The sequence below is a fragment of the Bifidobacterium felsineum genome (genome assembly GCF_002802915.1).
Taxonomy (GTDB): domain Bacteria; phylum Actinomycetota; class Actinomycetes; order Actinomycetales; family Bifidobacteriaceae; genus Bifidobacterium; species Bifidobacterium felsineum.
In genome coordinates this window covers 16,381-40,436 of sequence record NZ_PEBJ01000004.1, presented here as the reverse complement: position 1 = coordinate 40,436, position 24,056 = coordinate 16,381, and the positions used below count along the sequence as shown (strand labels likewise).

Here is a 24,056-nt window from a genome sequence, read left to right as displayed (position 1 = left end):
CAACGGATGCCGACCGCAAGCGGAAAGGTTCAGGTGGTATGGTGAACAGCCGCAGACCAAGTAAACGTCCGTCCATGTTTGAAGTGGCCAAGCTGGCGGGTGTCAGCCACCAGACCGTTTCCCGTGTCATCAACAATTCCCCCGATGTCTCCGACGCCACTCGAGCCAAAGTGCAGGCCGCGGTCGATCAGCTTGGTTACCGCCCGTCCAATTCCGCGCGTGCCTTGGCTTCCCGCCGCTCCCGCACGATTGGACTTATCGCGGGCGGCATGAAATTCTTCGGCCCGATCTCCGCCATCGCGTCCATCGAATCCATCGCACGCGAACACGGCTTGTTCATGAGCGTGATGATGGTGCACGAGGCGCTGTGCACCCAAGCCGAATTCGATAACCTTTGTGATACGTTCATCGAACAGAACGTGGACGCCTTTATCTTCCTGACCCCCACGGATGTGATGTTCGCCGCTGCCTGCCGGGCCAAGGTCAGCCAGCCGCGCGTCATCGTCACCTCCACGCACGGGCAGATGACCGTGCGCGAGGGGCTGAGCCTGATTTCCGCGGACAACAAGCGCCGCACCGCCATCGTGGGCATCGACCAGTGGGATGCGATGGCCAAAGTCGTGGGGCTGATGAGCGAATACGGGCATAAGTCAGCCTTGTATTTCGCCGGTCCGAACGAATGGCGCGACGCGCACACCCGTCTGGATGCGTGGCGCAAACTCTCTGCCATGCATTCCATCGATTCCCAGATCGTGCGCTGCCATACCTGGGATTCGGACGAATCGTACGCGCAGATGAATCATCTGCTGGATGAATACGGTATGAAGGGCGCGCCATTGCCTACCGCAGTGGTATCTGCCAACGATAGCCAGGCGGTCGGCATCATCCGCTCACTGCACGAGCATAAGCTGCGGATTCCGCAGGATATCAGCGTGGTGGGCTTCGACGACATGCCGGGCATGGATAATCTCTACCCGCCGCTGACCACCGTGCACCCTGATTTCGAGGCGCTGGGCGGCGTGGCGATGCGCGAGACGCTGCGGCTGCTGGGGGAGGGCTCCGAGCCGGTATTCCTGACGAATCAGCATGGCGTGGGCCTGATTCCCGCCAAAGTGATGAGCCGCAGCTCCCTGGGTCCAGCCCCGCGCAGGTAACCGTAGACCGGCATTTCGCTCGCTGTTATCGATTCGTTATAAAGCGAGCAACGCTATAAGTTGTGTCGAACCTCGGTTATAGGTACAATGATTTTCGGAAATTGTGAGCGCTAACAAAAACGCCCCAAGGAAGGGGAGCAAACCCCGGCGCTCCACAGGGTAAGGATAGATATGGCAGTTATCGACAATGCGGCCGAGCAGGTCGCTAGCATCGCCGAGAAGATCCGCGCGGGTAAGACCACGCTGGGCATTGAGTTCGGTTCCACCCGAATCAAGGCCGTTCTGATTGACGACACCTTCCACACCATCGCTTCCGGCGACTACAGCTGGGCTTCCCACCTCGAGGATGGCCTGTGGAGCTACTCCACCGAAGAGATCTGGGGTGGTTTGCAGCACGCTTACGCATCCATGGCCAACGATGTCGAGACCGCATACGGTGAGAAGCTCACCCACATCGGCCACATCGGCTTCTCCGCCATGATGCACGGCTACCTCGCCTTCGACGAGAACGGCGAGCTGCTCGTCCCGTTCCGCACGTGGCAGAACACCAACACCTCCGAAGCTCACCAGAAGCTTTCCGAGCTGTTCCAGTACAACATTCCTGAGCGTTGGTCCATTGCTCACCTCTACCAGGCCGTGCTCAACAAGGAAGAGCACGTCGGCAAGGTCGCCTACTTCACCACTTTGGCCGGTTACGTGCACTGGAAGCTCACCGGCAAGAAGGTGCTTGGCGTCGGCGATGCCTCCGGCATGTTCCCGATCGACCCGACCACCCACACCTACGAAACCGAATTCATCGAGAAGTTCGACGCCCTGCCTGAGGTTGCCGCACAGCCTTGGAAGCTCGAGAACCTGCTGCCGACCCCGCTTGTGGCCGGCACCCCGGCTGGCGAGCTGACCGAAGAAGGCGCCAAATTGCTCGATCCGTCCGGCACCCTGAAGCCCGGTATCGTGCTTGCACCGCCGGAAGGCGACGCTGGCACCGGCATGGTGGCCACCAACTCCGTGCGCGTGCGCACTGGTAACGTCTCCGCCGGTACCTCCATCTTCGCCATGGTCGTGCTCGAGCACAAGCTCAAGGCCCTGCACCCGGAAGTCGACCTGGTCACCACCCCAGCCGGCGATTTAGCCGGCATGAGCCATGCCAACAACTTCACCTCCGACCTGAACGCTTGGGTTGGTCTGTTCGGCCAGTTCGCCAAGGCCATCGGCCAGCCGGTCGACGCCGGCACCCTGTACGGCACCCTGTTCCGTGCAGCCATTGCCGACGATGTTGACGCCAACTGCGGCGGCCTGCTGAACTACCCGTTCCGTTCCGGCGAGTTTCTGGCCGGTCTGCCCGAAGGCCGCCCGCTGTTCGCCCGCAGCCCTGAGGCTCACATGACCCTTGGCAACTTCATGCGCGCACAGCTCTTCTCCGCATTCTCCCCGGTCAAGATCGGTATGGATGTGATGACCAAGCAGGAGCACGTGCAGATTGATTCCCTCGTGGGTCACGGCGGCATCTTCACTACCCCGAAGGTCGCCCAGAAGATTCTGGCCGCCGCCTTCAACACCCCGATTAAGGTCATGTCCACCGCTGCGGAAGGCGGCGCATGGGGCATGGCAGTGCTCGCCAACTACCTGTGGAACACCAACGAAGACCACTCCAACCTGGCCGACTACCTCGATGGTTGCGTCTTCAAGGACGCCCAGTCTGTCACCGAGACCCCGGTGGCCTCCGACGTCATCGGCTTCGAGGACTTCTTCGCTCGCTTCTCCAAGGGTCTGCCGATCGAGCACACCGCCATCGAGTCCATCAACCTCGAAGACAAGTAAGTTTGCAACAAGCTTCCAACTAAGTGGAAAGGAAAACCAACAATGGCAACTTTGGCTGATTACGGCCCCGAGGTTCGCGCCGAGGTCAAGCAGGTTCGTGAGGTCGTCTCCAACCTGCACCAGCAGCTGATCAAGTGGAACCTGGTCGTCTGGACCGCAGGCAACGTCTCCCAGCGCCTGCACACCGCCGACCTGTTCGTCATCAAGCCCTCTGGCGTTCGCTACGAGAACCTGACCCCGAACTCCATGGTCGTCGTTGATCTTGACGGCAACGTTGTCGACGGCACCGAAGCCCCGTCCTCCGACACCGCTTCCCACGCCTACATCTACCGCAACATGCCTGACGTCTACGGTGTTGTGCACACCCACTCCACCTACGCCACCGCATGGGCTGCTACCGGCCAGAACATTCCTTGCGGCCTGACCATGATGGGCGACGAGTTCGGTGGCCCGGTCCCGGTTGGTCCGTTCCGCCTCATCGGCTCTGAGGCCATCGGCAAGGGCGTTGTCGAGACCCTCAAGAAGTACCCGAAGTCTCCGGCTGTCCTCATGCAGAACCACGGACCCTTCACCATCGGCAAGGATGCAGAAGGCGCTGTCAAGGCCGCTGCCATGACCGAGGAAGTCGCTCACACCATGTGGGCCGCCAAGCAGCTCGGCGACATCATCGAGATCGACCAGGCCGATATCGATAAGCTGAACGACCGCTACCAGAACGTCTACGGTCAGCACTGATCCGGCGGAGTGTCCGCGGCGTTGCTCCTCGGTCGACGTACCTTTGTACGCCTTCCCTCGGTGCGCCTTGCGGACACACACGCCGGCCCAGTGCTTCCAGCACTGCTTCTCTCGGCTCCCTCTGATGAGGGAGCTGGCAGCCGAAGGCTGACTGAGGGAGAGAAGTGGAAAAACAGCAGGCTTCGTAAGAAGCCTCCCAAAACTTACATCCAAATCCTCGTACACAACGAAGTAAATAAAAGGAGCCATTATGGCAATGGAAAACCCCTTTGAGGGCAAGGAAATCTGGTTCGGCGTCGGTTCCCAGGACCTGTACGGCGAGGAAGCTCTGCGTCAGGTCGCTGAGCACTCCGCTGAAATGGTCGACTACCTGAACAAGACCGGCAAGATCCCGGCCAAGATCGTCCTGAAGCCGACCCTGAAGTCCTCCGACGGCGTCAAGCAGTTCATGGTCGAAGCCTCCGCCAACCCGAATGTTATCGGCGTCATCACCTGGTGCCACACCTTCTCCCCGGCCAAGATGTGGATCCGTGGCCTCGAAGTGCTGACCAAGCCGCTGTTGCAGCTGGCCACCCAGCACCACAAGGAGATTCCGTGGGAGACCATCGACATGGACTTCATGAACCTGAACCAGGCCGCACACGGCGACCGTGAGTTCGGTTACATCGTCTCCCGCCTCGGCATTCCGCGCAAGATTGTCGTCGGCCACTACACCGATCCGGAAGTCGCTGAGAAGGTCGGCACCTGGGCTCGCGCTTGCGCCGGCTGGGATGCCTCCAACAACATGAAGGTCATGCGCTGGGGCGACAACATGCGTAACGTTGCCGTCACCGAAGGCGACAAGACCGAAGCCGAGCGCGTGTTCGGCGCTTCCATCAACACCTGGGCCGTCAACGAGCTCGTCGCCGCATACGACGCCGTCAAGGACGATCAGGTTAAGGAAATCATCGAGGACTACAAGGCCAAGTACGACGTTGACCCGGCTCTGCTGGATGCCAAGTACGACTCCCTGTTCATCGCAGCCAAGGAAGAGGCTGCCATGGTCAACATGATGCGCGCCAACGGCTGCACCGCCGGCGTCGACAACTTCGAAGACCTCGGCGCTCTGCCGCAGCTGCCGGGCGTTGGCCCGCAGCGCTTCCCGTCCGAGTACGGCTGGGGCTTCTCCGCTGAAGGCGATTGGAAGACCGCCGTCCTCGTCCGCATCGGCGCTGTGATGGGCTACGGCCTCGAGGGTGGCGCCTCCCTGATGGAGGACTACTCCTACAACTTCACCGAGGGCAACGAGCTCGACATGGGCTCCCACATGCTCGAGGTCTCCCCGGCCATCGGCACCATCGCCAAGCCGAAGTTGGAGATTCACCCGCTGGGCATCGGCGGCAAAGCCGACCCGGTCCGCCTGGTCTTCTCCGGCAAGCCGAAGAAGGACGCCGTCGTGGTCTCCATGGCCGACGAGCGCGAACGCTTCCGCCTGCTCATGGACGTCGTCGACGTTGTCGAGCCGCAGGGCTCCCTGAAGGAGCTTCCGTGCGCTCGCGCCGTCTGGAAGCCGCAGCCTGACCTGAAGACCGCTGTCCAGTGCTGGATCACCGCCGGTGGCTCTCACCACACCTGCATGACCACCTCCGTTGGTCGCGAGGCTTGGGAAGACTTCGCCCGCATCGCCGGTGTCGAGCTCGCCGTCATCGACGACAAGACCACCGCTCGCCAGTTCGAGAAGGAACTGCAGCTGTCCGAGATGTATCACCGCCTCGACAACCGTCACTGATTCTTAACCAGTGAAACTGCCTAGGGCCGCTTCGGGAAACCGGAGCGGTCTTTTTGCGTTTTGCATTACTTTGCATCATGGCAAACAAAAAGGGGCTCCGAAGAGCCCCAAGATCATGTATGCTGCAATCAGCGCTTGCCGTTGTAGATTTCGCGGTCAATCACATCGGCGAACACGCGGTTTACCGCCGGACGTACCACTTTCAAAGACGGGGTCAGGCACTTGTTTTCCTGCGTGAACTGCGTATCGAGCACTGCGAACTTGCGCACGGATTCAGCACGGGAGACCGTAGAGTTCGCCTTATCCACGTACTGCTGAATCTCCTCGCGCACCGCCGCGTTCACAGCCAAGCGATCCACCGGCGTATCGGCGGACAAGCCGTGAGCCGGCAGCCAAGCCGCCAGCGACTCCGGGTCGAGCGTCACCAACGCACCGATGAACGGGCGACGATCGCCCACCACCACACAATGCTCCACAATCGGGCATTTGGTAATCTCCTCCTCAAGCGGAATCGGGGAGACGTTCTTGCCGCCGGCCGTAATAATGATGTCCTTGATACGGCCGGTGATGACAATGCGACCCTCATCGTCAATCTCAGCCAAGTCGCCCGTCCTGAGCCAGCCGTCAGCGGTGAACGCCTCAGCGGTCTTCTCCGGCAGATTATGGTAGCCGCGGAACACATTCGGGCCCTTGACCTGCAGCTCACCCTCATCGGAAATGCGAACCGAAGAGCCAGGTGCCGGTTGACCAACCGTGCCGATCGCATTGTCGGTCACACGTGTGGCGGCGAACGGTGCGGCGGTCTCGGTCATGCCATAGCCCTGGATCATCGGCAGGCCAATGCCGTTGTAGAAGTGCGCCAAGTCCAAAGACAACGGAGCACCACCGCAGGCCACGTACTTGATTTTCGGGCCTAGAGCGCCACGAACCGTGCGGTAGACCAGCGTCTCATACTTGGCATGTTCGGCGATCTCAGCCAGCGTATGCTTTTCGCCGGCCTGCTCCTTGCGGCTCCAATCACGTGCGGCTTCGGCGGCCTTCAGGAACAGACGGCCCTTCCAGCCGGTACCGGCCTTGCGGGATGCCGCGTTGTACACCTTTTCGAATACGCGCGGTACACCAAGCAAATAGGTCGGTTCAAAGGAACGCAGGTCGGGAAGCAGGGACTTGGTATCCGGTAGATAGCCGACCACGCCATCATCGGATGCAACGGAAGCGTACTGGATGAAGCGGGCGAAGCAGTGGGCGAGCGGCAGGAACAGCAGCAGACGCGGATGATCGTCAAGAATCACCTCATGCAACGCCTGAGAAGCCGCAATCGTAATGGAAACGAAGTTCTTATGCGTCAGCTCAGCGCCCTTCGGGTTGCCGGTGGAGCCGGACGTATACACAATCGTGGCCAGATCGTCGATATGCACCGAAGCCACGCGTTCCTCGAGCTCCTCATCGGACACGGTGACGCCCAAGCCCTCCAAAGCGCCAAGCGCATTGCCGTCGAACATCAGGATCTGGCGGAGCGTGGGGCAGTGGTCCTTGACGGAATCAAGGCGGTCGAAGCGCTCGCGATTATCGGCTACGGCAAGTTTGACCGCGGAGTCATTCATAATGCGCTGAGCCTGGGACGCGGAATCGGTGTCGTAGATCGGCACACTCACCGCACCCACGGCGGCCAGGGCAAAGTCGAGAATGCCCCACTCGAGGCGGGTGGAGGAGAAGATGGTCACGGCGTCACCCTTGTTGATGCCGAGGGCAATCAGGCCTTTGGCGGCGGAGACCACGCGCTTATGGAACTCGCCGGTGGTTACATCCTGCCAGCGGCCAGGGCCCAGTTTCTTGGCGGCAATGACCGTATCCTCGCCGGTACGGGCGATGCGGTCGGTGAGTAGCGAATAGATGGTCTGATTGTCGCGTAATGCAATGGATTCGCCGGGGGTGGTGTATTCGGTGAGCATTGGTACCTGTTCTTTCATGCCGTGCCGGTGGGCCCGGCGTGCTGCTAAAAGTGCCTTGCGGTTGGCTAAGTCTTGGGTTTCGTTGGCTGCTGCCGAGCCGCAACTCGGCAGTGCCATGGGTGGACGGCCATCGGAAAAGTCATAGTACGTTGACATTTCCTGTCATTCTGTTAGTTGAGGTTACGCTGGCGTAGTGTAAGGTGCGTTGTGCGCGATAGAAAAGTCGTGCGCTCTCTTTTGTGGGTTGTCTACAAGGTGTAGCGCATGTCACACATCATGTGATGGGTGCGGTCAGGTTCAGATAAGCGAAATTTTTCGCATGATTGTATGGATAAAATCCGTTGAGAAAAGATACGATTTAATAACAAAACGGTCTCGCAATGATAACGATTAAGCCATTTTCGGGCTTATCGATAACGGTTCTGCAACGATTCGCGCAAACCGAAAATTTTCAGCGTTTTTATCAAAAATGTCGTCGTAACATACCATTCGGCAATCGGTGATAGCGCAAACATTACCGATAAAGCAAACAATCCAAACAATTGCGAACATGCACACATCCGAACAGGCGTAAGAGAGGAAGAGTTATGTCTGTTGCTTTGACTGGCCAGGTGGCCACCGCCGCCGGCAGGGCGAAAGAAACCGAAGCCGAGGAAGCCTTCGACGGCACGCTGCCGCTCAAGGAGAAGGTCTCCTACCTGAGCACCGATATGGCAGGCAACCTGCTGTATTCCTCGCTCGGCACCTACATCATGTTCTTCTACACCGATGTGTTCGGCATCACCGCGGCCGCAGCAGGCTGGATTTTGCTGATCGCCCGTATCGGCGACTGCATCTCCGCTCCGGTGTGGGGCTCCATCGTCGACCACACCAAGACCAAGTGGGGCCAGTCCCGTCCGTTCTTCCTGTGGATGGCTGTGCCGTTCGCCATCACCGTGTTCCTGGCGTTCACCGCTCCTGATTTGCCGCCGTTCGGCAAGGTCGTCTACGCCACCATCACCTACATCCTGGCCGCAGGCCTCGTGTACACCGGCATCCAGACTCCTATTACCGCCATTCTCTCCAACCTCACCCCTGACCCGGCCGAGCGTGTGAAGGCCAACACCTTCCGTCTGTCCGGTGGCCTGTTCGGCACCTTCATCACCGCCGTGTGCACCCTGCCGCTGGTCAACTGGGCCGGCAAGGCCATCACCGGTCACGCCAACCAGAAGGTCGGCTTCATGTTCACCTTCGCCGTCTATGGCATCATCGCCGTGGCACTGCTCTGGTTCGCCTTCCGCAACATCCGCGAGCACAACTACGATCCGAAGACCCAGAACCCACTGCCGTTCAAGGAAAGCCTGCACGCCATCAAGGGCAACTGGCCGTGGATCACGCTGATCATCGCCTTCGTGATCTTCTGGATCGCCCAGGAAGACCGCATGTCCGTGGCCGTGTACTACGCCAAGTACAACCTGAACAATGAGAACCTCGCCACCGTGCTCAACGGCATGCAGATCCTCGGCCTTGTGACCACCTTCCTCATCCCGATTATCTCCAAGCGCTTCGGCAAGGCCGGCAAGACCGACACTATGATCCTCGGCATGGTCATGGCCATCATCGGCCAGCTCCTGTTGCTCACCGCATCCCACAGCTTCGCCCTGTTCGTGGTGTTCTGGGCCATCTCCATCCTCGGTGCCGCCATGGCCCTCGCCATGCCGTTCGCCATGCTGGCCGATACGGTTGATTACGGCGAATGGAAGAATGGCATCCGCGCCGCCGGTCTGCTCTCCGCAGTCGGTGCCTCCTTCTGCATCCAGTTCGGCTCCGGCCTCGGCAACCTGATTCCTTCCAAGATCATGGCCGCCGCAGGCTATGTCGCCAACCAGCAGCAGAGCGCCCAGGCTCTGAGCGCCATCCAGTTCTGCTTCATCTGGCTGCCGATCATCGTCTACGCGATCTGCATCTTCATCATGCTCTTCTACCGTCGCTTCGAGAAGAACGAGCCTGCTATTCGCGCTGAGCTGGCCAAGCGCCGTGCCATCGCCGACGCCGCCGTGGCGTGAAGTGATGAAAAGAGACTATTGCTTGAGTGCAATAGCTGATACACAAATAAAGTAGGTATGTGAAGTGCCGTACTCATAATAGGTGCGGCACTTCACTTGTATTGCAGCGAACCGCGTAGCCATGGTCGGCGTGTACATCCTGTAGCAAGGACGCCGTTTCGTGGACTCTATTGGCTGAACAGTCGTCCAGGCGGATACCCCCGTGTGTTCAGGCGACAAGTCCATTCAGTTCGCTTATTGGCATTGTTCTGCCAAATCGTGTGTCATACATCTCATCTCCTCCGTAGATGACGACGCGCTGCTCCTTTGTCAGACCTAATACCGGCGATAACTTATCCATGGTTGCGAAAGCATGCGAGTCAAAACTCGCCGAAGCCTTGACCTCGATTGCGTATCGGATTCTGCCGCCTTTTTCTACAATGAAGTCAATTTCTTGCTTGGTGTAGTCCCGCCAATAATACAGGCGCGGTCTACGACCACGCGCATGGTATTGCTTGATGATTTCGACTGCGACCGCGTTCTCGAATAGGTTGCCGCGATATGCGCTGGTCATGATCTCATCGGCAGATTCGAGCTCGAGAAGATTCGCCGCGAGGCCGGTGTCATAAAAGTACAGCTTCGGGCTTTTGACCATTCGCTTGCCGAAGTTGTTGTAATACGGGTATAGGCGAAAGGCAATGAAACTGGTTTCCAGAATCGACAGCCATTCCTCAGCGGTCTTGCCGTCGACGCCACTATCGCGTGCAAGACTCTCATAGTTGACCACCTCTCCAACGCGTGTGGCGCATTGCGTAAGAAAGCGACGAAAGAGACTGAGCTTGCGCACGCCTAACTCGTTGCGCACATCGCGCTCGACGTAGGTGTCGATATAGCTGGGATAGAAATCGAGCGGGCTGATGCCATTGGCGTACACACGCGGATATCCACCGCGCCATATCCAATCATCCATGCTGCCTGGCTTCAGCCCAGCGTCGGTCAGCTCGGAGTAAGAAAGCGGCAGCAGATACATGACGGCCACCCTGCCCGCCAAGGATTGCGAAATGGTCTTCATCAGTAAGAAATTCTGCGAACCTGTAAGCACAAATTGGCCGTTTTCATTGCGGTCGTCCACTATGCCTTGCAATGCTGAGAATAATTCGGGAACTCGTTGTGCCTCATCAAAGATGACATGGTTGTTGTATCGGTTGAGGAACGAACGCATATCGTGGGTAGCGAGATCCCGCATGGCTGGATCTTCGAGCGTGACATGCTCAAAATCCTTGAACAGTTCTTGCGAAAGCGTAGTCTTGCCGCTCTGCCGGGCGCCTGTCAGAGTAATGATGGGGAATTGCGTGGCAAGAGACCGTATTTTCGTTGACATCGTGCGGTTGATCAGCATAGCCGTTTCCCTCTATTCCGGATTTTCTACATTCCTATTCCGAGATTTTACTATTACTATTCCGGATTTTCGACACTCCGATTCCTGATTACGCATCATCGTCGCCATAAATCATCTTCCAAGCCCTTTTGCGGCATCGACTATGTCGCGTACGGCGGTCGAGTCGACGAAGTAGTAATCCGCAAACTACCTGCCTAATAACCGGTAGTAACCAATGCCGATAGCCTCTACATAAGACGGCGATTGCGGCAGAGCGCAGCCCATCCTAGGATGGACTGCGCTTTTGTATTTCAGGTTGATGCGTCAGCTGCACGCGCTCGTTCGCGTAATCGCACCAATGCCTGAGCCATAACAGGCAAAACAGAGGATTCAAGAAGAGGAACATCGAAATGAAGAAGACTCGCACGTTCAGTGCCCTTCGCACGGCTCTGACGGCCGCAACCGCCGCCGTGCTCGCCATCTCGCTCGCCGCCTGCTCGCAGACCGGCGGCTCCACCACGGCTGGCACCAGCGCTTCCGGCGACCAGACCACATTCACCTACGCGCGCTCCGCAGCCGTGACCTCGCTCAACCTGTGGACCGAAATCACCTCCAACAACGCGTTCGCCATCGACAAGATCTTCGAGCCGCTCGTCAGCTTCGACAAGAACGGCAAGATCATCGACTGGCTGGCCAAGTCCCACAAGATCTCCGACGATGGCTTGACCTACACCTTCACCCTGCGCGACGGCCTCAAGTTCTCCAACGGCAAGAACGTCACCGCTGAAGACGCCGTGTTCTCCATCGAACAGCACCAGGCCGAGAAGGACGCCGCCCTGCCGCTCACCGCAGACATCGCATCCGTCACCGCTCCGGACGATAAGACCGTGGAGATTAAGCTCAACAGCCCGTACACCCCGCTGCTCGCCGAGCTCGCCAACTTCTCCAACGGCATCGTGCCGAAGGACTTCGGTGGTAAGTCCGAAGACGATTTCTTCGCTAACCCGGTGGGCACTGGTCCGTTCGTCGTCTCCAAATGGGACAAGTCCGGCGACCTGACCTTCACCAAGAACGAGAACTACTGGCAGAAGGGCAAGCCGGGCATCACCAAGCTCGTCTACAAACTCGTGGAAGACGGCACCCAGGCCGTCAACCAGCTCAAGACCGGCCAAGTGGACGGCATCGAAGATCCAGCCCTCGAGAACCTCGACGAACTCGAAAACGGCAACGACACCAAGGTCGAGACCGCCGGCAGCTGGGTGACCCACACCTTCTTCTTCAACACCGCCGACGAGCACTTCTCCGACGTCCACGTGCGCCGTGCTCTGGCCTACGCCCTGAACCGCTCCGACGTGACCAAGGCCGTCTCCTTCGGCCACGCCGACACTGCCAAGACCGTGCTGCCGAAGGCCATCGAATACAGCACCCAGGATTCCATCAAGCCGGTGGACAACGACCTCGCCAAGGCCAAGGAAGAGCTCTCTCAGTCCAAGTATCCGAGCGGCTTCGATGCCAAGATTCTGCTCGCCTCCGGCAACAACGCCTACTCCCAGGCCGCTCAGCTGCTGCAGTCCGCAGCCGCCAAGATCGGCGTGAAGCTCGAGATCGAGTCCGTGGACATCGCCACCTTCCGCTCACGCTTCAAGGCATTCGACTACCAGATCATGATTAACTCCGCACAGGCCGACTACCCGGATGCCGATTCGATCATCGACTTCCAGGCCGACCCGGACGGCTTCAGCAAGTCCTACTGGACCAGCTACTCCAACCCGGAAGTCACCGCTGAGCTCAAGAAGGCCCAGGTGACGCCGGACGGTGACGAGCGCGCCGCCCTCTACGAGAAGATCCAACAGACCCTGGCGGACGAAGTGCCGTACATTCCGTTGTACTCCCCGCAGATCGTCAAGGCCGTTCGCAAGAACGTGACCGGTCTCGAAGTGCTGCCGAACAACTCCGTGCGCTTCCAGGATGTCAAGATCGGCTGAGCGTCCGATATTTTCGGAGGAAACCCATAGTTCGTGAAAATAAGCCACTGACACCGACTCAGTGGCTTATTTTCACGGGATTAGAGGATATTTCGAAAATATACGCCACTGAGAGTCGGTCAGTGGTTCAGATTCACGAAGTTAGGGTTTATTTCGAAATTTTGGGCCGCTGAGCCAGCGTCAGTGGCTTATTTTCACGAAGCCGGGATACATTTCGAAAAAATAAGCCTCAAACGGTGACATAATAACCACTATGACCACATCACGACCTGCCGCCTTAGCCAAATGGCTGGGCGGCATTGTCGTTCATATGATCCTCGTACTGGTGCTCGTCACCATAGGCGTCTTCCTGATCGTCCGCCTCGTGCCCGGCGACCCCGCGCAAATGGTGTTGGGCATCAAAGCCCGCCCCGAGCAAATCGCGGACATACATCATCGCCTCGGTCTCGACCAACCCATCGGCAAGCAGTTCACCTCGTTCATCGCCACCCTGCTCACCACCGGCGACACCGGCCAATCCATCGCCTATAACGTCTCCTCGCGGGCGCTGGTGCTCGACCGTCTACCGGTCTCCCTATGGCTGATTTGCTGCTCTGCCATACTGGTCGTGGCGATTTCCCTGCCCCTCGCCATGACCGCCGCCATGCACAAGGGCAGCTGGGTCGATCAACTCGTGCGCATCGTGCCCACCATCACCCTTGGCATGCCGGAATTCTGGGTGGGACTGGTGTTCGTGCTGCTCTTCGCGGTGACGTTCAAAATCTTTCCGGTCGGCGGCACACAGCCCGGAATCGACGGCATGCTGTACTCGATGGCATTACCATCGTTGACTATCGCACTCGCGCAAACCCCGTTTATCGTCCGCTCGCTGCGCACCCGGATTCTGGAGGTACTCGGTGCCGACTTCGTAGTGACGCTTCATGCCGCCCACTTGCCCGAGCGCGTGATTCGACGGCATGTGCTCCGCAATGCGTTATTGCCGGCACTGCAACTCTATGGCATGAAAATCTCATTCCTCGTCGGCGGCACGTTGGTGGTCGAGCAGGTATTCGGATTGAAAGGCGTGGGTTCGCTCTTGTTCGGCGCCATCACCGCCCGTGATTTTCCACTGATTCAAGCCATAGCCATCTATTGCGCGCTCGGCGTGGTGCTGATCTCCGTGATTGTTGAAATCGCTGGTGGACTCATCGACTACCGTGTGCGCGGCAGAGCTGAACATGCATCGGCTGGGGGAATGGCATGAAGCAATCGCGCTTACCCCGCACATTGATTGCCGGTATCGCACTACTCGCCGCCATCGTGCTGGCAGTACTGATCATTCCGTTGCTCTCCCCGTATGATCCCACGGCAGAGGATATCTCCTCCATGCTGCAACCGCCGTCATTTGCGCACCCGTTTGGCACCGACCAGCTCGGCCGCGACCTCTTGGTACGCGTGGCGGCAGCAGGCCGAGTCGATTTGGCTTTGATGGTTGGCGTGGAACTGCTGCCATTCGTTATCGGTACGCTCGCCGGTCTTATCGCCGGGTACTACGGCGGTTGGCCGAACCGTATTATTACTTTATTTTCTGATGCGCTGATCGCATTCCCGTTCTATCTGCTGGTGGCTGTAGTCGCATTCGTGACCGGCACCGGAATCACTGGTATTTTCCTGACCTTCCTGATTATGGGATGGATTATTTTCGCGCGCACGGTCAAAGGTGCCACAGCTTCGCTTGCCGAGGAGGAATGGGTGGAAAGCGCTCGCGTGATGGGCTTTTCCAACACATCGATTCTGTTGCGCCAAATGCTGCCGAATGTGCTTTCCCAAGCGGTGATCGTACTGGTCAGCGATATGGTGGCTCTACTCGTGGCCATCGTGACGCTTGGCTATCTGGGCCTCGGCGTCACGCCACCCACCCCGGATTGGGGCACGATGATCGCGGATGGTCAGTCCTTCCTCGCTACTCGTTGGTGGGTATCCACGTTGCCTGGTGCCGCTGTGGTACTGGTCGGCATCGCATTGGCACTCATCGGCGACGGCCTCAATGACGCAAGGAGACGGGCATGAGCGAAGCCAACTCCAATACCGGCCCGATTATCCGGGTCAATAATCTCCGTATTCATGCTTCGGCCAGCGGCCGTACGCTTGTCGATGGTGTCTCTTTCGATGCGAATCCCGGCGAGACCGTGGGGCTCGTCGGCGAATCCGGTTCCGGCAAAAGCCTCACGTTGCGCGCGATTATGGGCCTGCTCCCTGAAGGTGTGGACTTAGACGATGCAAAGGCCATCGCCATCGCACCCGTTGATGCCGCTGCACGGACTGAGGGAGTACCTCTCCGAGACGATTCTCACAATCCGCGTCTCGCCATGATTTTCCAGGATCCAGTGTTTTCGCTCGACCCGTTGACTGGAGTGGTCAAACAAGTGGCCGAAGTATTGCGATATAACCAGCGCATACCCAGCCGTGAGTCGAAAACCCGAGCCGCCGACCTCTTAATCAGCCTCGGCTTACCGGAGTCCTTGCGCTCATCCGATCGTTATCCGGGCCAGCTTTCCGGAGGACAATGCCAGCGCGTCGGCATCGCCATCGCACTCGCCACCAAGCCGGATATTCTGCTGTGTGACGAACCGACCACCGCATTGGACGTCACCGTGCAGCTGCAGATCCTCGACCTACTCGCCGATTTGCGGCAGCGTCTCGGACTCACTATGTTGTTCGTCACCCATAATCTAGGAGTTGCCGCGCGCCTGTGTGATCGACTGATGGTGATGCAGCATGGACGCATCGTGGAAACCGGAGCAACTCAGGACATTCTCAATAATCCGCAGCAGGAATACACCAGGCGGTTGGTCAACGCTATCCTGCCGATTCCGGGAGAACAAGACCAATGACACAGCACGCATCACCGGCATTGTTCGAGCTACGCAATATCACCGTGCGATATGGCGATTTCACTGCAGTAGACCATGTATCACTGAGCCTGCCGCGAGGCGGAGCCATAGGCGTCGTGGGGGAGTCCGGCGCAGGCAAATCCACGCTCGCACGCGTGGCCTCCGGGCTGATCGCCCCTGTGGAAGGCCAAGTATTACTTGATGGGCAGCCTCTTGCACCGATTCGACGCACCCGCGAACAACGCCGCCGTATCCAAATGGTGTTCCAGAATCCTGATTCCTCATTGAACCCAAGTCACAGCGTCTATCGCATTCTTTCCGAAGGCATGCTGTTGCACCACACACTTGGCGCAAGAGGGGCGAGGCCTTCCCGTGAAATCATTACCCGCCGTTGCCTTGAACTGCTGAGCATGGTCGGGCTGGAGGATGCCGATATCCTCTCCCGCCGCCCTCAAGCGTTCTCGGGCGGCCAACGCCAACGCATCGCCATTGCCCGTGCGCTCGCTGTGAATCCGGACGTGCTGATTGCCGACGAACCCACCAGCGCACTGGACGTTTCGGTCCAGCACGAAATATTGGACCTGCTGGCAACGCTACGCCAATCCCAAGGCTTGAGTTTGATACTCATCACCCATGATCTCGGAGTCGCCAACGCACTTTGTGACGACATCATGGTGATGTGTGGCGGCAACAGCATCGTGCATAAGCCGACCGCTGTGTTTTTCACCAATCCCGGCCCTCAATATGCTCAGAATCTGCTTGCCGCGGCTCGTAGCGTCAGCATCGCACCCCATACGCGCGGGTGAGACGTTCACAATAATGGCTATCTCGCTTACAAGGGGTTGATTTGGACCTGGCGGAAGATCTATCTGCTTTATGAGGGGTTCCTTCCTAAGTAGACCAGTCTCCAAAATGGCGAAATGACGGTGGCAAGGAGTTGCTTCTAGTCGCGGTTACGTCAATGAGGAACCCCTCATAAAGCAGATAGATGTTTCCAAAGCCTCCAATCAACCCCTTGTAAAGGAGATAGCCACATAAATAACTCTGTGACCAATTTCGCTATCGGCAAGGCTGGCGTGTGCCGGTCTTTTCCATTACGGTGAAGAGGATTGCGTGACACACATTGAGGGGAAGCATGTTCGATAAGCGACTATTTCAACTAACGCCCGGTCTCGGGAAGCTCGTGGCCGGCAAAGTGGTTCTGATGTGGGTGGGATTGCTTGCCAATATCGGGTTCGTGCTGTCACTGGTCATGCTGCTCAGCAATGCGTTGACCGCGGTTGATCCACCGCTCTACCAATGTGATAACACATCACCAGACGCATGGCCATGCCCCACGCCGCTGCAAGACGTAACCGGCGGCAGTGTGCTTCCAATGGCCGGTGACATCATGTTCTACGTGCTCCTCGCACTATTCTGCGCCGCCGTGCGATACACCACCACCACGCATGCCACACGCCTCGGCACCGAAGCCGCCGAACGCGTCAAACTGGCTTTGCGCTCCAAGCTGTATCGAAAGATGCTGGCGCTCGGCCCCTCCTATGCCAGTCGGGTCAAAACCGCGGACGTGGTGCAATCCGCCGGCGAAGGCGTGGAACAAATTCAAAGCTTCTTCGAGCTTTTCCTGCCACAGCTGTTCTATGCGATTCTTGCGCCGCTCACATTGTTCGTGGCCATCGCGCCGATTGATATGCCGGCCGCGCTGACCATGCTCATTTGTGCGCCGCTGATCATCATCGTGACCGGCATGGTCTCGATGACCGCAGCCCGCGCCTTCAAGAAATACTGGGGTCGCTACACCGACATGGGCGCGGCCTTCCTCGACAACCTCCAGGGCCTTGAAACCCTGAAGAACTTCGACGCCGACGACCGGGCGGCCGCCGAAATGGACAAGAAGGCCGAGAACTTCCGTGTGATGACCATGCGTGTGCTGCAGATTCAGCTGCGCTCGCTGACCGCCATGGACGTGGTGGCCTATGGTGGCGCGGCCGCCGGCATTGGTGTGGCGCTTTGGCGTTATGCGCATGCCCATGTGTTTGATACTGGTTTGTCGATGGCATACCTCGCCAGCGAACTGCCCAATCCGCTGAAATATGTTGCCTATGGTCTGCAGTACCTGCTGCCGTTCGGTATCGGATTCCCTCTGACCTTGACCGGCTTGCTGTTCATTGTGCTGCTGTCCGCCGAATTCTTCATCCCGATGCGTCAGCTCGGCTCGTTCTTCCATGTGGCCATGAATGGAATGACCTCCACGAAACGTATTTTCGCACTGCTGGATGCACCAGAGCCGACGCATGGCACCGCCGTACTGCCGAACACGGCCAGCGCTTCGGCTGATAGTGCTGCGTTCGAGGTTGGTTTCGCCGATGTATCCTTTGCCTATGAAGACGGAACCGAAGCGCTCGCGGACGTATCCTTTACCGCTCGGCCAAGTCAGCTCACTGCCATCGTTGGTGTCTCAGGTTCCGGCAAATCCACAGCCGCCGCTTTGCTCGCCGGTACATTGACCGGCTACCAAGGTTCGCTGACGCTGAGTGGCCGAGAAGTCCGCGAGCTTTCCGGCGATACGCTCGCACGTAACGTCACGCTGATCGGTGCCAGTAGCCACCTGTTCTCCGGCACGTTGCGCGACAACCTGATGATGGCATTGCCCCAGACAGTGGACAGTGCCGCTGATAGCGGACGTACCCCAGATGCTGTGGAATCGCAACTGTGGCGAGCCCTCGAACAGGCGCGCATTGCCGACTTCGTGCGCACTCAGCCGGCCGGACTTGACATGGTGATCGAACCGGATGCAGCCAACCTGTCCGGTGGACAGCGTCAACGCATCGCCATCGCTCGTGCGCTGCTGCACGATTCATCGGTATTCGTATTTGACGAAGCCACCAGTAGCGTCGACGTGGAATCCGAGGAACTGATCCTCGCCACCATCCGCGAACTGGCGGAATCCCGCGGCAAGACGGTCATCATGATCACGCATCGCATGGCCAATGCCGAGCATGCCGACCAGGTTGTAGTGCTCGATCACGCTCATGTTGCCGAAACCGGCACGCATGACTCGCTTATGGCGGCGGACGGTCGCTACGCCGCACTCTTCACCACGCAAGCCGATATCGAGCACTTTGCCGAACATGACTCCGTGGTCTCTCCCTCCGTCCCGGCTGCGCCGAGCCACCTCCCTCATCAGAGGGAGGTAGAAGAAGGCGTAGCGCCAACAACTACCGCGGTCCCCTCCGATGGCGAAGACTCAGGATTGGTGACGGCTGCGTCGGCAGTTATTGCGGCCCCCTCTGACGAGGGGGCTCCTGGTCGTAGACCGGGTAGGGGAGAGACCTCCCGCGATACGGATGCACAACCCGTATCATTGCCTGAATCCTCTTCAGTTTCAGCCACATCCGAATCTCCCGCAGCGCACACCGCCCAGCTCACCACCTTCCAAACCGTCAAGCGCCTACTCAAGGTCGCCGCGCCGCTCACCCGCTTGATGGTGGCCGCCACCGTCTCCGGCTCCATCGGCCATCTGGCTGCAACCTTCCTGCCGGTGTTCGGCATAGTCGCCGCATTCGCCATCGCCGGCCACCCGGTCTGGGGCATGGGCGTTGCCCCGGCAGTCATCGGTATGGTTGTCTGCGCGCTCCTCAGAGGCATCACCCGATACGTTGAGCAGTACCTCAACCACAACGTGGCCTTCCACCTGCTCGCGCTCTTCCGTTCCAAGGCATTCGCGGCACTTCGCCGCCTCGCCCCGGCCAAGCTCGCCGGCAAGGGCAAAGGCGACCTCATCGCCATGCTCACCACCGACGTGGAACTGCTAGAAATCTTCTTCGCACACACCATCAGCCCAGTGGCCATCGCGGTGACCACCACCATCGTCTACACGATCATTGCCGCGACTCTGAACCCGTGGATGGCGCTCGCACTCATCGTCGCGCACCTGGTGGTCGGCGTAATCATCCCGAAGTTCTTCGCCACTGGCGTGCACAATCTCGGCCCGGCCATCCGCGGAGCCGCCGGTAAACTCGATGACGTGATGCTCGACGATATGCGCGGCATCGACGAAATCATCCGTTTCGGTCGCGGCGAGGAGCGCGCTCGCGCCATCGAAGACCGTACCCGTGCACTTTGGCGCGACCACGCCAAACTGAGCCGCGTCAACGGCCGCTTCGCCGGCATCGGTGGACTGCTAGTCTTCCTGCTGAACACAGCGGCCATCGCCATCGTGCTCACACTTGCCGCTGCCAAACCGATTCAGATTCCGGCTCTTATCGCGGCATTCGTGCTGTTCACCAGCTCCTTCGGCCCAACTTTGGCGCTGAGTGCGCTGCCGGCGAACCTCACCCAAACGTTTGCCGCCGCCCGCCGACTCTTCGGCATCATGGATGAAACTCCCGCAATCACCGAAACCGGTACCGCAACACCGGCTTTCCAAGGCATGAGGCTCGACCATGTGACCTTTGCCTACCCTGGTGTTGCTGCAGCGCCTGCATCCGCAGCATCCAAGCCGATTCTCACCGACTTCTCTCTCAGAATCCCGCGCCACGGTATCCTCGGCGTCCAAGGCCCATCCGGCCGCGGCAAATCCACGATGCTGAAGCTGCTGATGCGCTACTGGGATCCGCAATCCGGCCAAGTACTGCTTTCCGGCACGCCATTGCCTCAAGTGGATGCCCATTATCGCCGCCGTATCCAGGCCATGATGAGCCAGGACACGCATCTGTTCGACGGTACGATTCGAGATAATCTGCTGATCGCTTTACCGGAATCCGAAGCCGCTACTGTTTCTGACGCCCGCCTGCGCGAGGCCCTGGGCAAAGCATCGGTATTGGATCTGATTGATTCCTTGCCAAATGGACTCGCCACCGAGGTCGGCGAGCTTGGCGATCGCCTTTCGGAAGGCGAACGCCAGCGCATCGGACTGGCGCGCGTATTCCTACGGGACGCTGATCTCATTCTCTTTGATGAGCCCACCAGTCGTTTGGATGCGTTGAACGAGGCGATTATCCTGCGTTCGATTCATGATCTCAGCACCAACTCCGCTAAGTCCGCCGCTGTGGTGCTGGTGTCTCACCGGGAATCCGCCATGCGCATCGCTGATCAGGTGCTTACAGTGTGAGGCGCAAAGTGGCCCGATAATTCCCGGTCCGACTACTCCTTAATAAACGAATCCAGCGAGTCGAGGGCACGGTCGATTGCCTGTGCCTCTCGCTCGTCCTCGGTCCGGTAGGTTTGCCCAGGTCCCTGTTCGGTCGGCAACACCCCATCAATGGATGGGGATGCCTCCATGGCTGCGATGCCGGTTTCCGGGCTGCTGACGGCCATTGGCCACGCAATATCGGGCATGGGCACAGGCGGCAGTTGCGTCTCACTCATGCCGACCTCACGCACGGATTCCGGTTCCTCAGCTGCTTCAGCTGCGGCTTCGGCCGCCGCGGCCGCCGTTTCACGCTGCGATTCGCGTGCGCGTTGTTCGGCTTCGAGCTCAAAGACCTTCTTTTGTGCGGCAATACGGGAGCGCTCGGCCATGGTCATAATGCCCATGGCCTGCAACCGTTCATTCTCCACACGCCTCAAGGTGGCCTCGGCATGGCGAATATTCGCATCCGCTGAGCTCAGCGCGTATTTCGCGGCCGCCATATCGGTTTTCGGCTGCCATAGATGCTCGATTTCCTCAAGCGTGCGGCCCATGGTCTCCGGCACCAACGCAATAATGCCCATCAAGCACACCAGATCCAGCGCGCTGAAAATAAGGAACGAGATGCCACCTCCCCAACCGTCGATCATCATCGGCGTGAACTGGGCGATGATCCAATTGGCGAACAATAGGCACATGACGCACAAACCGGTCGCACGGCCGCGCAGATATGTCGGGAACAGTTCGGGAATCACAATCCACGGAATCGGCCCCATCGAGAACGCAAACGATGCGGTGAATGCCATCACGAATATCAAGGTGAGCAGCGAGCTGCCCATGGCATAGGCTGCGGCGATGCACATGGCGAATATGCACATCAGTCCGGTGCCGATTTCCATCAGGCGTTTGCGGCCGAACATGTCGATCAGATACATGCCGATCACCGTGGCCACCAGCTCCACACCGCCCACGCTTGCCGAGGCAAGGAATTCGGTATCGCCGCCAAAGCCAAGATCGGCGAACATCACCGGTCCGTAATAGGAAATGGCGTTCATGCCGATGAACTGGTTGAACACCGCGAGGAAAATGCCAATAACCAGTGCCTTGCGGAGCCCCGGACGGAACAGGTCGTGGAATTCCTTCGACATCTCATGTTCAAGTTTCACGGATGCGCTGATGTCGTCCGTGCGCAGACGTGCGCGTTCGGTGCCGAGAATGTGCTCAAGCACGGCGAACCCTTCCTCGGTCCGGCCGACCTGGATCAGGAAGCGAGGGCTTTCCGGGGAGCACAGCATAGCCAGCAGGAACGCGGCCGCGGGAATAGCGCCCAATCCAAGCATCCATCGCCAGCCGACGTTCACATCCCAGGAATGCGAGCCATACGAAGCGATAATGTAGTTGATGACGTTGGTCAGAAAGATGCCGCACACGGCGAGCATCTGATAGGAGAACGACAGGAGCCCGCGAATATTGGTCGGTGCCGATTCGGTGATGTACGTCACCGCCAAGGCCGCAGTCAAGCCGATGCCGTAGCCGCCGATCATACGGGAAATAATCAAATCGATAGGGCCCACGGTCAGCGCGCTCCAGATGGCGGCCACGAAGAAGAACCCACCGCCGATAATCAGAATGCGTCGCCTGCCGAACTTATCGGAAAGGAATCCGGCTGCCGCGGCGCCTGCGATGGCGCCGATCATGATGGAGGAGATCACGAAGCCCTCCATCACCGTGCTCAAACCGTAACGTGCGCGCAGGAATTCGATTGCGCCGGAAATGGAAACAGTGTCATAGCCGTAGAGAAGTCCTGCCAAGCCTGCGCTCAATGCCAAACCAAACGTGTATTTGCCGGAACCTTGCGTACGGATAGCGGTGCCCAGCGGATTTGATTGTTTTGTGGCATCCTGAAACAGACCCGCCATGTGCCTTCCTCTCAATACAGCGTGGGGGACATGAGCCCATACTAGTTGGAGCGCGTAGTTTTAGCCGGGAAATATCATAAATAATTGGATAATTATTGAACGATATTTTCGCGCGCGGCGTGGTTGGCGCCTCCAGCGTTGCCGGCAGCATTATGCATGATGACACATACAGTTACTGACTACGTAGTTATTAGGATGTGACGATGTCCATATCGTGCGCGGCCTGCAGGGTTCGCGGAAGAACTGTTTAATCTTTTCCGATGGGCGGTCAAGCCGTGTACAGTGGCGTGTAGTCATCAGTAATTGAAGGAGCATCGTCATGACCAATGGGCACATCAATCCCGCCAACGTACCGGATATTGCATTGAAAGACGGTCATTCGATTCCGCAGGTCGGTCTCGGCGTGCTGCGCATCGATGATGATGGCGTGACTCCAGTGGTTGAATCCGCGCTGGAGGCCGGCTACCGTCACATCGATGGCGCGGCCGGGTACAACAATGAGGCCGGCGTGGGCCGTGCACTCGCCGCCACCGGATACAACAAGGGCGCCGCGCGCGAGACCTTGTGGGTCACCACCAAGTTGCGCGACTCCCAGCAGGGCTATGATTCCGCGCTCAAGGCGTTCGACGACTCCCTGAGCAAGCTTCAGCTCGATTACGTGGACATGTACATGATCCACTGGCCCACCCCGTTCGACTGGCGCAGCGCCGACACCTGGAAGGCGTTCATGAAACTGCGCGAGGAAGGCCGAGCCCGCACGCTTGGCGTGTGCAACTTCATGCCCGCCGATTTGAAGCGACTCTACGAGGAGACCGGTTCCTGGCCGGCCGTAAACCAGATCGAACTGCATCCCACCTGGCAGCAGCGCGAAGTGGTGGCCTACTGCAAGGAACACGGCATCGCCGTGGAAGCCTATTCGCCGATGGCCCGCGGCGCCGACCTCAACGCCGGCAACGGCACGATTGAGCGCATCGCCGAGGCGCATCAGGTGAGCCCGGCCCAAGTGATTCTGCGCTGGCATATCGAAAACGGCACGATCATCATTCCGAAGTCCGTGCATGCTTCTCGTCAAAAGGAGAACCTGGACCTCTTCGGTTTCGAACTGACCGCCGACGAGCATGCGGCCATCGATGCTTTGGATGGTCCGACCCGCGCCGGTCACGATCCCGCCACCTTCACCTACGCCTGATTTTCAGGCGGCCCCTCTGACGAGGACTGTTGAAGTTCTTGACCGTCTTGCTGTTCTGTTGCGGCTTCGGCCCCCTCTGACGAGGGGGCTGTCAGCCGAAGGGCTGACTAGGGGAGAGACCTCATCGCAT

15 protein-coding genes are annotated in these 24,056 nt (G+C 58.8%); 12 read left to right on the top strand and 3 right to left on the bottom strand.

What is annotated here, in order from left to right; all coding sequences use genetic code 11:
* The first annotated feature begins 38 nt into the window (after positions 1–38).
* The 4 genes from CSQ86_RS07950 (at position 39) to araA (ending at position 5,475) form a co-directional block, all read left to right on the top strand.
* Positions 39–1,154: a LacI family DNA-binding transcriptional regulator gene (locus tag CSQ86_RS07950; protein ID WP_100494584.1), complete on the top strand. Its 1,116-nt coding sequence runs from the start codon at positions 39–41 to the stop codon at positions 1,152–1,154.
* 171 nt (positions 1,155–1,325) lie between these two features.
* Positions 1,326–2,972 carry a xylulokinase gene (locus CSQ86_RS07945; protein ID WP_100494583.1) on the top strand — a complete coding sequence of 549 codons (1,647 nt, stop codon included), beginning with the start codon at positions 1,326–1,328 and terminating at the stop codon, positions 2,970–2,972.
* Positions 2,973–3,014: 42 nt separating this feature from the next.
* Positions 3,015–3,707 (top strand): L-ribulose-5-phosphate 4-epimerase, encoded by a 693-nt coding sequence (locus CSQ86_RS07940; protein ID WP_033891525.1) that lies wholly within the window; start codon positions 3,015–3,017, stop codon positions 3,705–3,707.
* A gap of 250 nt (positions 3,708–3,957) precedes the next feature.
* Positions 3,958–5,475: an L-arabinose isomerase gene (gene araA, locus CSQ86_RS07935; protein WP_100494582.1), complete on the top strand. Its 1,518-nt coding sequence runs from the start codon at positions 3,958–3,960 to the stop codon at positions 5,473–5,475.
* 128 nt (positions 5,476–5,603) lie between these two features.
* On the opposite strand, the gene CSQ86_RS07930 is transcribed toward araA, so the two are convergent.
* Entirely contained in the window at positions 5,604–7,427 is a 1,824-nt protein-coding gene (locus CSQ86_RS07930) for an AMP-dependent synthetase/ligase (RefSeq protein WP_100494581.1), read from the bottom strand.
* A 587-nt stretch (positions 7,428–8,014) separates the two neighbouring features.
* Here CSQ86_RS07930 and CSQ86_RS07925 point away from each other — a divergent pair.
* Positions 8,015–9,472, top strand: coding sequence for a glycoside-pentoside-hexuronide (GPH):cation symporter (locus tag CSQ86_RS07925; RefSeq protein ID WP_100494580.1), 1,458 nt, complete (start codon positions 8,015–8,017; stop codon positions 9,470–9,472).
* 208 nt (positions 9,473–9,680) lie between these two features.
* Here CSQ86_RS07925 and CSQ86_RS07920 read toward each other — a convergent pair whose 3' ends face one another.
* Positions 9,681–10,850 carry an ATP-binding protein gene (locus CSQ86_RS07920; RefSeq protein ID WP_207761567.1) on the bottom strand — a complete coding sequence of 390 codons (1,170 nt, stop codon included), beginning with the start codon at positions 10,848–10,850 and terminating at the stop codon, positions 9,681–9,683.
* Between the two features lie 389 nt (positions 10,851–11,239).
* Between CSQ86_RS07920 and CSQ86_RS07915 the strand changes: the two genes are divergently transcribed.
* From CSQ86_RS07915 to CSQ86_RS07890, 6 genes are all read left to right on the top strand, one after another.
* Complete coding sequence (locus CSQ86_RS07915) at positions 11,240–12,814, top strand: ABC transporter substrate-binding protein (RefSeq protein ID WP_100494579.1); 1,575 nt, start codon at positions 11,240–11,242, stop codon at positions 12,812–12,814.
* Positions 12,815–13,067: 253 nt separating this feature from the next.
* Positions 13,068–14,057: an ABC transporter permease gene (locus CSQ86_RS07910; RefSeq protein WP_207761566.1), complete on the top strand. Its 990-nt coding sequence runs from the start codon at positions 13,068–13,070 to the stop codon at positions 14,055–14,057.
* Entirely contained in the window at positions 14,054–14,863 is an 810-nt protein-coding gene (locus CSQ86_RS07905; protein WP_100494578.1) for an ABC transporter permease, read from the top strand. The genes CSQ86_RS07910 and CSQ86_RS07905 overlap by 4 nt, the downstream gene beginning before the upstream one ends.
* Positions 14,860–15,687, top strand: a complete 828-nt coding sequence (locus CSQ86_RS07900) for an ABC transporter ATP-binding protein (protein WP_100494577.1) — start codon at positions 14,860–14,862, stop codon at positions 15,685–15,687. Before CSQ86_RS07905 ends, CSQ86_RS07900 begins: the two co-directional genes overlap by 4 nt.
* On the top strand, positions 15,684–16,493 hold the full coding sequence (locus tag CSQ86_RS07895) for an ABC transporter ATP-binding protein (RefSeq protein WP_100494576.1): 810 nt from the start codon (positions 15,684–15,686) through the stop codon (positions 16,491–16,493). The genes CSQ86_RS07900 and CSQ86_RS07895 overlap by 4 nt, the downstream gene beginning before the upstream one ends.
* Positions 16,494–16,822: 329 nt before the next feature.
* Positions 16,823–20,800: a thiol reductant ABC exporter subunit CydD/CydC gene (locus CSQ86_RS07890; RefSeq protein ID WP_100494575.1), complete on the top strand. Its 3,978-nt coding sequence runs from the start codon at positions 16,823–16,825 to the stop codon at positions 20,798–20,800.
* 32 nt (positions 20,801–20,832) lie between these two features.
* Here CSQ86_RS07890 and CSQ86_RS07885 read toward each other — a convergent pair whose 3' ends face one another.
* Complete coding sequence (locus CSQ86_RS07885) at positions 20,833–22,737, bottom strand: sugar porter family MFS transporter (RefSeq protein ID WP_243387756.1); 1,905 nt, start codon at positions 22,735–22,737, stop codon at positions 20,833–20,835.
* 319 nt (positions 22,738–23,056) lie between these two features.
* On the opposite strand from CSQ86_RS07885, the gene CSQ86_RS07880 reads away from it, so the two are divergent.
* Positions 23,057–23,926 carry an aldo/keto reductase gene (locus CSQ86_RS07880; RefSeq protein ID WP_100494574.1) on the top strand — a complete coding sequence of 290 codons (870 nt, stop codon included), beginning with the start codon at positions 23,057–23,059 and terminating at the stop codon, positions 23,924–23,926.
* Positions 23,927–24,056: the final 130 nt, after the last annotated feature.